This window comes from Flavobacterium frigidimaris, assembly GCF_002217275.1.
GTDB lineage: Bacteria > Bacteroidota > Bacteroidia > Flavobacteriales > Flavobacteriaceae > Flavobacterium > Flavobacterium aquidurense.
Genome location: NZ_MUGV01000013.1, coordinates 118,345 through 130,333, shown reverse-complemented (window position 1 = coordinate 130,333; position 11,989 = coordinate 118,345). Strand labels below are relative to the sequence as shown.

Annotated in this window: 7 protein-coding genes; 3 read left to right on the top strand and 4 right to left on the bottom strand. The window is 36.1% G+C overall.

Annotated features, from left to right (window positions below):
* Nucleotides 1-7 precede the first annotated feature (7 nt).
* Genes B0A65_RS07005 through B0A65_RS06990 form a run of 4 tightly spaced genes read right to left on the bottom strand, consistent with a single transcriptional unit; the run spans nucleotide 8 to nucleotide 8,184 of the window.
* Entirely contained in the window at nucleotides 8-1,912 is a 1,905-nt protein-coding gene (locus B0A65_RS07005; RefSeq protein ID WP_074658564.1) for an arylsulfatase, read from the bottom strand.
* A 60-nt stretch (nucleotides 1,913-1,972) separates the two neighbouring features.
* Nucleotides 1,973-3,541 carry an arylsulfatase gene (locus tag B0A65_RS07000; RefSeq protein ID WP_074658563.1) on the bottom strand — a complete coding sequence of 523 codons (1,569 nt, stop codon included), beginning with the start codon at nucleotides 3,539-3,541 and terminating at the stop codon, nucleotides 1,973-1,975.
* Nucleotides 3,542-3,564: 23 nt separating this feature from the next.
* Entirely contained in the window at nucleotides 3,565-5,037 is a 1,473-nt protein-coding gene (locus tag B0A65_RS06995; protein WP_074658561.1) for a RagB/SusD family nutrient uptake outer membrane protein, read from the bottom strand.
* 15 nt (nucleotides 5,038-5,052) lie between these two features.
* A complete protein-coding gene (locus B0A65_RS06990; RefSeq protein WP_074658560.1) occupies nucleotides 5,053-8,184 on the bottom strand; it encodes a SusC/RagA family TonB-linked outer membrane protein in 3,132 nt (1,043 codons plus the stop codon).
* Between the two features lie 941 nt (nucleotides 8,185-9,125).
* Between B0A65_RS06990 and B0A65_RS06985 the strand changes: the two genes are divergently transcribed.
* The 3 genes from B0A65_RS06985 to B0A65_RS06975 all read left to right on the top strand — a co-directional run bounded on the left by B0A65_RS06985 (nucleotide 9,126) and on the right by B0A65_RS06975 (nucleotide 11,989).
* Nucleotides 9,126-10,298: a molybdopterin molybdotransferase MoeA gene (locus B0A65_RS06985; protein ID WP_074658558.1), complete on the top strand. Its 1,173-nt coding sequence runs from the start codon at nucleotides 9,126-9,128 to the stop codon at nucleotides 10,296-10,298.
* Nucleotides 10,299-10,460: 162 nt separating this feature from the next.
* On the top strand, nucleotides 10,461-11,207 hold the full coding sequence (locus tag B0A65_RS06980; protein WP_074658557.1) for a sulfite exporter TauE/SafE family protein: 747 nt from the start codon (nucleotides 10,461-10,463) through the stop codon (nucleotides 11,205-11,207).
* 209 nt (nucleotides 11,208-11,416) lie between these two features.
* On the top strand, nucleotides 11,417-11,989 hold the full coding sequence (locus B0A65_RS06975) for a molybdenum cofactor guanylyltransferase (protein ID WP_074658556.1): 573 nt from the start codon (nucleotides 11,417-11,419) through the stop codon (nucleotides 11,987-11,989).

Below are 11,989 nucleotides of genomic sequence, written 5' to 3'. Positions count from 1 at the left end.
TAAATTTTTATTTGTTTGCTTTAGTCAATAATTCCTGAGCAGATTTTCCTTCTGTAGCCGGTGTTTTGTGTATTTTTCTTAAGTAAACATCCTGCCAGTCGATTAGTGGATAGAGGTTGTTTTTCTTGGCTTGCTCATCAAATAATTTCTTTAACTCGGCTAGTTTTTCAGGATATTTTTTGGCTAAATCTTTTCTTTCATTGAAATCTTCGTTGACATTGTACAATTCCCAAACATCTTTGTCAAAATCAGCATTTAAAAGACCCGCTTTTTTAGGATCGCTTAATGCCTCTTTAGCTTCAATTGAATTCGGGTGATGTGCCGCTGCCGCTTTCCAGCCATCATTGTAGATAGCTCTTGCCCCAAAAATGTAATAATGCTGAATTTTATGATTCGAAACCGCCTTTGCATCATTCAAAGAATTGAAGAATGAGTATCCCTGAATGGTATCCTGCTTAATTTCTCTGATAGATTCAGGCGCTTTCACTCCTAAAATATCAAGCGTAGTTGGTAAAATATCTATTACATGGCTGTATTGTGTTCTGATTCCACCTTTTTCTTTAATACCTTTTGGATAATAAACAATCAAAGGGTTGTGAGTTCCGCCTTCTGAGTTAGCATCTTGTTTCCAGTCTTTAAAAGGAACATTGGTTGCCTGAGCCCATCCTAAAGGATAATTTCCATAAGTTTCAGGTGTTCCAATTTCTCCAATTCGTTTTAAATTGTTTTGGAATACCGTCTCGTCAGTTTCGCCGGTTACATAAGTTTGTCTATTGACAGCGCCTTGTAAGGTACCTTCTTTACTGGCTCCGTTATCGCCAATTAAAACAAAGACAACCGTATTTTCTAGTTGATTACTTTCTTTTAAATAATTAACCAATCTTCCAATTTCATAATCTGTATACGTCAGATATCCTGCATACACTTCCATGAATCTCGAATAGACTTTCTTTTGATCCGGAGTTAATTTTTTCCAGTCTGCAATAAGCGGGTTACGTTCAGGCAAAACAGCATTAGCAGGAATAACACCTAATTTCTTTTGGTTCGCAATTGTTTTTTCGCGGTAAGCATCCCAACCATCGTCAAACTTTCCTTTATAGGGATCGCTCCATTTTGTAGCTACCTGATGCGGTGCATGAACGGCTGCCGGAGAATAGTATAAAAAGAATGGTTTTCCCGGAGCGGCTTTTTGTTGTTTTTGAATGTAACTAATGGCCTTATCTGTAATTTGTTCGCTCAAATGTCTTCCGTCAGGTGTAATGTGCGCCTGATCTTCGATTAAATCTGGTTTGTACTGATCTGTTGCTGAACCTAAAAAGCCAAAGAAATGTTCAAATCCTTTTCCGGTTGGCCAGTGATCAAAAGGTCCGGCATCTGTTGCTTCTTCATCAGGAGTTACACCATATTTACCCACACCAAAAGTGTTGTATCCTTTGTCGCGTAAAATCTCGGCAACAGTTCCGTTTTTCGAAGGCAATCTTCCGTCCCAACCAGGAAATCCTGCCGACATAATGGTGTGCGAAAATCCTCCAACGTGCACTTTATGAGAATTGCTTCCGGTCAATAAAGCCGAACGGGTAGGAGCACAAATGGCAGTAGTATGAAAATTGGTATATCGTAAACCATTATTGGCTAAACTCTCCAAAACAGGAGTTTCGATTAGACCTCCAAAAGCACTTGACGCTCCGTATCCAACATCATCTAAAATAATCCAGACTACATTGGGAGCACCTTTTGGAGCTGTAACCGGTTCTGGCCAATATTCTTTTGATTCGGCTAATGTTTTTCCAATGACACCTTTAAATTCTTCGGGCTTCGTTTGTGTAAAACCAAATTGTGCAAGAAGTATTGCAGTTATCAAAAGCCCTTTTTGAGGACTTTTGATTGAAATGCTATTTTTTGACTTTTCCATTTTATAGTATTGTTATGTTATTACAATTAATAGAATTCTGTAATCAGTATTTTAACTATGCTATTTTATTTTATTCCAATCTTCGACACCTACTTTTACTGACCATTGCTGATGTAATTCAATCAGGGTTTGGAGCAGTTTTGGTTCTGCTTTTGCGAGGTTTTTTGTTTCTGTCCGGTCTGTAGCAAGATTGTACAATTCCCAGGGCTGATTGTTTTCGGCTACCGCTTTCCACTGTCCTTTTCGCACTGCTTTACTGCCTTCATGTTCCCAAAACAAAGCTTCATGTGCCTCAGATTGTTGTCCTTCAAATTCCTTTTTTAAACTAATACCTTCTAAGGGCGTGCGTTTTTTTCCCTCAAAAGAATCCGGATATTGAAAACCGGCATACTCCAGACAAGTTGGAAAAATATCAATCACATGACTTACCCTGTTGCTTACTGTACCTGCTTTAATATGCTTTGGATAATAAGCAATAAAGGGAGAAGCAATACCACCTTCATGGGTGTTCTTTTTGAACAATTGAAAAGGCGTGTTGCTCACATTTCCCCACGGGCTTTCGTAACTATCGATTGATGCAACGGAGCCCGGTGTTCCATTTTTTTGCGTCACATAATTCCAGTTTTTCACATCATCGGCACTTCCGCCATTATCCGAAAGAAAAAGAATAATCGTATTATCTTCTTCTCCTAAAGATTTTACTTTCTGCAATATTTCTCCAATTCCGGCATCCATACGGTCGATCATGGCGGCGTAAATTGCCATTCGGGTATCCCATTTGTCTTTTTCTTCGGCGCTTAATTTTTCCCAATCCGGCACTTTTTCAAATCGATTTGATAAGTCCCAGTTTTTATCAATGATGCCTTGTTCTTTTAATTTTTTAAAACGGCTTGCTCTCAATTTATCCCAGCCTTCCAGATATTTGCCTTTGTATTTTGCAATATCTTCCGGTAACGCCTGAATAGGCCAATGCGGGGCATTATAAGCAACATAAAGAAAAAAAGGATGTTGCTGATTGCGCTGTTTTTCTAAAGAATTAAGAGCAAAATTGGTAATCTCCTGAGTCAGGTAAGTAGAAGTATCCTTGCGAATAATTTCTTTATTTCCTTTCAAAAAAGTAACCTTTCTACCGTCGTTATATAAAGGTTCCGAGTTGAAATAACTGCTTCCGTTGTTTTGTAAAGTAAAAGAATCATCAAACCCTCTGTTAACCGCCCAGGCTGATGGTACCAAACCTACGTGCCATTTTCCAGAAACGATGGTGTTATATCCTGCCTGTTTAAGCGCCTGCCCAATCGTGATACAATGCTCGTTTAAATACCCTTGATAGGCAGGAAATCCCTTATCCTGAACCATGTCTCCAACTCCTGCCTGATGCGGATACAAACCCGTGAGCAATGAAGCCCGCGAAGGACAGCAACGCCCCGCATTGTAAAACTGCTTTAGAATAAGCCCGTCTTTAGCGAGCTTATTCAAATTTGGAGTTTTAATTTCTGAGCCAAAAGCACCAATATCTGAGAAACCTAAATCATCCGCCAGAATGACGATGATGTTAGGTTGTTTTTTCTGTGCAAATAGCTGAAATTGTGCAACAACCAATATGGCAATAAGGAGCAGTTTTTTAATCATTTTATTTACTCGTAAGCCTTTTATTAATACCCAGGATTTTGTGGTAAACCTTCCGGATTGATATTTCTTTCGCTTTGCGGAATCGGATATAAATTATTTCTCTCTGAAACCGAGTTTTTAGCGGTTACTTTTTTCACTTCAGTAACCAAAGTTCCCCAACGAACCAGATCAAACCATCTTTGTCCTTCCTGTACAAATTCTTTTTTGCGCTCTTCCTGAATGGCTGCTCTAAATGAAGTTTGCGTTAATCCCACTAAATCTACCGTTGGATCCGGTGTATTGATTGGTTTAGCAAAAGCCCTTCTTCTCACTTGATTAATCAATTCATAAGCTTCCGGCGTTGGTGCTCCCTGTTCGTTTATCGCTTCTGCCAGAGATAATAAAATATCGGCATAACGAATTAAAGGGAAATTGATAGTTACGTTACCTGGAGTTGCCAAATTGGTTAAGTCTAAGTATTTCTTAAAAATTGGTTTAGGAAAAGTATACAACGTTCCTGTTGCAGGATTTAGCAATTGTTTGGCATAACTTACATCTCTTCTGGTATCTCCGGCTGCATAAATGTCATAAAACAAGGCTACATCCGAAATAATATCTGCTGGTTCTGTTGCTGTAAATCCGGTAAATGAAGTAGCTTGAAAATTATTTCCACTAGATCCGTTTCCTGCCTGATTGGCTTCAAACTGAACAGAGAAAATATGCTCTTTTCCATTCTTTTTTGCTTTTGCGAAAATATCTCCAAAACTTTCAAATAAGGCATAACCATATCCGCCATTAATTACTTCTCTTGATTTTGCAATTGCATTTGGCCAGTCTTTTCTGGTCAAATATACTTTGGCTAAAATCGCTTTAGCAGCGCCCGAAGTCGCACGCCCGGCATCGTTTGCAGGATAAGTTGATGGCAAATTTTCAGCAGCTTTTAAATCTGAAATAATTTGAGTGTACACTTCCTCAACTGAAGCTCTTTTTGATTTTAAACTTTCTAATTCAATAGAAGTTGGCTCATGCAAAACAATTGGTACACCCCCCCAAATACGAACCGCCTGAAAGTACAATAATCCTCTTATGAATTTAGCCTCATTAACCAATCTTGTCTTAACAGCTTCCGTACCAGCAACTTTTGGGATATTATCAATCGAAACATTCGCTCTGTTGATTCCGGCATAAATTTGTCGCCATGCTACCTGCACACGGTCATTAGTAGCATCGTGAGTCAAACTGCTCATTGCTCTTACCTGAGGATTTGTTGCAGAAACTCCCGCCGCTGCATAATCAGATCCCATATCCGTTAAGAAATACAGGTTTCTCCCGAATAAACTTTGCTCTCCCGGATCAAGGCTTAATGATGCATAAACTGCATTTACACTGGCAACGGCATCGTCTTGTGTTTTGAAGTAATTATCTTCGGTTACAAAAGAGGTTGGTGTTACCTCTAAATCTGTGCACGATACAAATAGTCCGGCACTAAATATGAATGTTATAAATATCTTTTTCATCGTTTATTTTTTTACTTAGAAAGTTATGTTCAGGCCCGAAATGAATGTTTTAGAGTTTGGATAAGAACCAAAGTCAATTCCCGGATATAAGTTGTTTTGTTCGTACGAGCTTACCTCCGGATCGTAACCCGTGTATTTTGTCCATGTTATTAAGTTCTCTGCAGAAACGTAAAATTTAATGCTCTTTGCTTTTAATTTTGTTGAAATGCTTTTAGGTAGCGTATAACCTAAAGTGATCAGTTTCAATCTCAAGAAAGAAGCATCTTCTACATAACGCTCCGAAACGATTCCTAAAGGAGAACTGGTTGCTCTCGGAATTTCATTACTTGGGTTTGTTGGTGTCCAACGATCGTCAAGCGTAACATTAGCATTTGTTCCAAGAGTTGAAATTTCTAATTGTTGGTTTAATGCATTGAAGATTTTTCCACCATATGCGCCCTGAAAAGAGAAATTCAGATCAAAATCGTGATACGAAATAGTATTGCTGAAACTTCCGACAAATTTCGGTTGAGAGGTTCCAAGATTACCTTTGTCAAGTGCTGTAATTACACCATCTCCGTTAGTGTCAACATATTTTCGGTCCCCCACTTTTGTGTTGGCCAAACTGTTTATTTTAGGTTGTGTATTTACTTCTTCCTGAGTCTGGAAAATTCCGTTAGTTCTGTATCCCCAGAAAGTTCCTAATGGCAAACCAACTTTTACCGTAACAGGTTGTTGTTGTAATAAAGATCCGTTTGGAACTACAGGGAAGAATTGATCAACTCCATTTCCAATTGCTACTACTTTGTTTTTATTAGTTGAGAAAACGAAGTTCGAATTCCATGAGAAATTTTCTGTCTTGATATTTTCAGTAATCAAACCAATTTCAAGTCCTTTGTTTTCAACTCCACCAATATTTTGTAGTACACTTGCATAACCAGAAGTCAAAGGAATTGGCACACTTATTAGTAAATCGTTTGTTTTTTTGTAATAAACATCAAAAACAAAATTGATTTTTCTATCCAGTAAGGATAAGTCTAAACCAACGTTATATTGATTTGTTTTTTCCCATTTCAAATCCGGATTGGCCAATCGGGTAGGAGCTAAACCGGTGTATAATGTTCCTCCAAAAGAATAGTTAACAGACCCCATTTGAGCCAGAGAAAGATAATTTCCAATTTCCTGGTTTCCTGTTGTTCCGGCTGTAATTCTCAATTTAGCTTCGGTTACGCCTTTAATGTTGTTGGCAAACTCTTCATCGGTAATGTTCCAGGAAAATCCGGCAGAAGGGAAATAACCCCAAAGCGATTCTGACCCAAATCTTGAAGAACCATCTGCACGACCTGAAAGCGTGAAGTTGTATTTTCCTTTATAAGAATAGTTAACTCTCGCTAACCATGATTTCAAAACACTTTCAAAAGCGTCTGTATAAGGTTTTACCGGAACTCCATCTTGTAGAGCATTATAAGTATTGGCATCATTTACAAAAGTATTGGCACCTGCATTTACTACTTCACCTTCCGTATATTGAAGTGTGTATCCTGCCAAAGCAGAGAACTTATGATTTTCACCAAAAGTAGTGTTGTAGTTTAATGTATTTTCATTTAGGACTGAACTCACTAATCGATCTCCTACAGAACCTAAACCTTTAGTTCCGGCTCCGGTAGTTGTTGTTGATGGTGCGTAATAATTTTGTTTAGTATCTAGTACGTCTCCGCTGACAGCCACTTTTGCAGTAAGTTTTTTGGTAATCTTATATTCACCAAATAAACTGGCCAAAATTCTGTTGATTTTAGTTTCGTTGGTAGTATTTTCCAAATCATTAATTGGGTTAGGAACAATACCATTTACAGCCGTTGCATAAGGATTATTAGTCAAATTATAACTTCCATCTGCATTTTTAATCGGAACTACAGGAGGTTGATATAAAGCAACTACTAACGGATTGGGCTGTCTGCCGGCTGCTGCACCACCGTTTGTTCCAATACCATTTGATACCGAGTTGCTGTAATTAGCATTTACACCAAATTTAAAATTTTGGGAATAGTTTCTTTCGTAGTTGGCACGAAGCGAAATTCTTTTAAAATCAGAAGCAATTACGATTCCTTCCTGTTGAAAATATCCTGCTGAAATAGCATATCTTGATTTCTCATCTCCACCTGAGAAAGACAATTGGTGGTTTTGTACCGGAGCGGCCGTTCTAAAAATAGCGTCCTGCCAGTCATAACTTCCTGAAGTTTTAAAAGCTTCTATTTGAGCTGCAGAAAAGGAAGGAGCCTGACCAATACTAGCCTGCACGTCATTGCGCAAACTTGCCCATTGGCTGGCGTTCATTATGTGTAATCTTTTAGAAACATTTTGGAATCCGAAATAACCCTGGTACGAAATATTATCCTGACCTTTTGTTCCTTTTTTGGTTGTAATAATTACAACTCCATTAGCCCCTCTTGATCCATAAATAGCTGTTGCAGAAGCATCTTTTAACACTTCAATCGATTCGATATCCGCAGGATTAATAGTTGATAATACATTGACAGTTGCTCCGGCATTAGCTACACCGGCGGTACTGTTGTTATTGTCATTGTAAATTAATATTCCATCCAAAACATAAAGCGGTTCATTACCAGCGGTAATGGAGTTTCCTCCTCGAATACGCACACTCGAAGATGCTCCCGGACGACCGGAACTTTGTGTAACTACCACTCCCGGAATTGCGCCACGTAATAAATTATCTGCTGATGAGGTAACCTGCGAAAGATTTGCTTTTGGAACTGAAGCTACAGAACCCGTAATGTCTTTACGTTTTTGAGAACCGTAACCTACAACCACCAATTCATCTAGTTCCTGACGTTCTTCTTTTATACCGATTGTTACTGGATTTTTATCCACAATAACTTCGGTTTTTTTATAACCAATGTAGCTTATGATTAGAGTATAAGGTAATTTCTGACCGGTTTGAAAATAAAATTTTCCTTCTGCATCGGTCTGAACCCCGTGAGTTGTTCCTTTAATAACAACAGAAGCACCAATAATAGGTTGATTAGTAACGTCATCAACAATAGTTCCATCTAGTTTTGACTGAATTAAAGGCGTCGTGTTTTGAGCATTAACCCCTGCCGTCAGAAGCAGGAGAAATAGTATTGCGTATATTTTTAAATTTTTTTTCATTTCTTTGTACTGGTTTAAGTAATTAACAAGGCACCCTGGGCACTGATTTTTCAGCACTCTAAAATGTGTTCTTGATTTAGCGATAAATATTCTTTAAGCCTCGCCATTTCTGTTGCCGCAGAAATGGCTTTTTTTATTTATATACAGCAGCGGTGCATCTTTTTCATTTTTAGTTTTTTTAGTTGTTAATTATTTTTTTTGATTTATAGGTATAGTTTCAAGAATCATCTCACTACAAATAAATGCATCAGATCGATTTTTGGAATTTTCAATAAGGAATTCTTGTGTTGAATTTTAAAAGTTTCGTTTTTTGGTCCCGATTTATAGTGCATTAAAAAAATCGTTAAACGAAAAGAATTTGCTGAGATTTAGCAACAGAAGCACATATAACAAAATGTGTTATAAGTATATTTTTTTGGAAGATTTAAATACGATATGCTTTCGGTTGTTTTCAAAATATAGTTCTTTATGGTTTTAAATATTATTTTAAACTCTACTAATCCTATAGACAAAGTTAATTTTAATATAATAAAAACCAAAAATTTCTGAAGTTTTTTTTAAAATTGGTTGAATAAGGCTTGCAGGTTTGAATTTGAATACATTGTAATTAATTGATGTTTAGTACTTTACACTAATCGTTGCAAGTGTTAGAAATGTTAAAAAATCTCATTTCTAAATCTGAAAAAGTAAGTTTTTTATACGTTTTATGAGGTTTTAAAATCATTAGTATGATAAGAAAAAAGATCAAAAACATCTGGAAAAGACCATTTTGAGGTTTTAAACCTGTTTTTTATGTAAAAACTAGCTTCATTTTCGAAGTTGATTTTGAATAAATTAGACTAATTTTATAGATATTAAAATAAATTCAAATTTTTTATTCATCCTATGAATAAATACTTATATTTGTAATAAGTATTTATACGTAGTTTATATTTCTTAAAATGATAAAAGTAAGTGAAGCTTTAGCGATAGTAGCTGCAAACAGTTCGAATATGCCGGTTCAAAGAATTCCGGTTCGAAAAGCGTTGGGTTATATCCTGGCAGAAACATTGTATTCTCCAATCGATATGCCGCCTTTTCGCCAATCGGCTATGGATGGTTATGCTTTTATTCACAGTGAAAAACATCAATATGATGTAATAAGTACTTCACAGGCCGGAGATCATTCGAATATAAAACTGAATGAAAATGAGGCTGTACGTATTTTTACCGGAGCTTTTGTTCCAAAAAATGCGGATACAGTAGTGATGCAGGAACATGTACTGGCAAATAAAGATTCGATTTTGATTGCCGCTATGCCGCCACAATTTTCTAATGTTCGTAATATAGGAGAACAAATTGCAAAAGAAGAAGTTGTTTTTGAAGCCAATACTTTAATAACACCGGCTGCAATTGGATTTCTAGCTTGTCTGGGAATCACCGAAATTACAGTTTATAAAAAGCCAAAAGTGGCGATTTTAGTGACTGGAAACGAATTGGTAAAACCAGGGAAAAAATTACCGAAAGGTAAGATATACGAAAGCAATTCGGTTATGTTAGAAGCAGCACTTCAAACAATCGGAATTAATAAAACAAAAGTTTATAAGGTAAAAGATAATCTTAAGGCAACAAAAAAAGCATTAAAAGGCATTCTTGATAAATATGATGTTGTTTTGATTTCCGGAGGAATTTCTGTTGGAGATTATGATTTCGTAAAAGATGCCTTACTAGCAAATGGAGTAGAAGAGCTTTTTTATAAAATAAACCAAAAGCCCGGAAAACCAATGTTCTTCGGATCTAAAAAGGATACTTTAGTATTTGCATTACCAGGAAATCCGGCTTCATCACTGACAAATTTTTATATCTACGTTTATCCTGCCATTAAAAACCGAATGGGATTTGCTGATATTCATTTGCCAAAATTAGTTCGCAAGTTAAATGAGCCGATAACAAATACAACTGGAAAAACATTATTTTTAAAAGCACTTTATGATGAAACCAATGTCACCATTTTAGACGGTCAGGCTTCATCAATGTTAAATACGTTTGCAATCGCTAACAGTTTATTGATTGTTCCGGATGATGTTGAAGGATTAAAAAAAGGACAGTTAGTAACTTTATTGCCGATTAATTAGAAGATGTTGAGAATAAAGAATAAAGAATAAAGAATAAAGAATAAAGAATAAAGAATAAAGAATAAAGAATAAAGAATTTCAAGCTTAAACAGCGGTGTGTAATTTTAAACATACAGCATAGAACTTGAAACTTGAAACAAAGAAAAACCTGAAACAAAAACCATGAATCTCCTTAGTTCCGAAAATATCCTCCTTTTTAGCTTCGCCTTAATTGTGATTGCCTTTTTATATTCTAGTGTTGGACATGGTGGTGCTTCGGGTTATTTGGCTTTGATGACGATTTTTGCTTTTCCGATTTCAGTGATGAAACCATCGGCTTTATTATTGAATTTATTTGTTTCGAGTATTTCGTTTTTCTTTTATTATCGAATGAATTATTTTAAACCGAAATTGTTTTATCCGTTTGCAATTGCTTCAATACCAGCTGCATTTATTGGTGGTTTTATCACTTTAGATAATACAATTTATAAAATTATTTTGGGAGTTGTATTGGTTTTTGCAGCCTTACGATTGTTCGGAATATTCAATTTTAAAGAAAAAGAAGCAGTTCAGATTAATTTGCCTTTTGCCTTGGCAATTGGTTTTGTTATCGGATTATTATCCGGAATGTTGGGTATTGGTGGTGGAATTATATTGAGTCCGATTTTATTGTTTTTAGGATGGGCATCGATTAAGGAATCAGCAGCGATTTCGAGTTTGTTCATTTTTGTGAATTCATTCGCCGGAATTATGGGTTTCTTTTTAGGAGGAAAAACAGTTCCGACAGAAAGTTTTTATTTAGTACCGATTGCCGTTGTAGGTGGTGTTTTGGGAGGCTATTATGGAAGCGGTTATTTCTCTAATAAAACATTAAAAATTGTTTTAGGAACTGTGATTTTATTGGCCAGTATTAAATTGATTTTTCCGTAATAAATTAAAATTAACCGCAAAGTCCGCAAGGTTTTGCAAAGCGGTTTGTCAAAATAGCAAAGTTCGCAAAGCTTTGTGTAGATTTAGCTTTGCGAACTTATTTTAAAGTTGCCGATGAATAAAAAAACTTAGCGCTCTTTGCGGTAAAATTTTTCCTCATTTCAACATGAAACCTGAAACAAAGAAAACCTGAAACAAAAAAGAAAGTCATGAAAACACTAACAGTATTTATTCTTTGTGGAGGAAAAAGTTCCCGAATGCAGTCTGAAAAAGGATTGGTGCTGTTTCAGGGAAAACCATTTATTGAACATATTATTCAGGCAATTTTGCCGATAACAGATCAAATAAAACTGATCACGGCAACCAAAGAATATGATTATTTACCGTATCAAAAAATACCGGATATCATTATAGATAAAGGGCCATTGGGCGGAATATATACAGCATTGACAAATTCTGAAACCGAATTTAATTTGATTTTAAGTTGTGATATTCCGTTAATATCGACGGAGTTATTATCGGAACTTATTTCAAAACATAATAACGAAGCTGGAATTACAGTTTTTGCTTCAGAAAGCAGATTACATCCGTTGATCGGAATTTATTCTAAAAAAGTATTGCCCGTTATCAAAAGCGCAATTGATAACGATCAATTAAAAATGATGGATTTGCTGGCGAAAATTCCGCATCAAATTCTCAATATTGACGAAAGTGAAAACTTTCATCTCACCAACATTAATTCGGCAGACGAATTAAATGATCTTAATATCAATTTAAGTTAG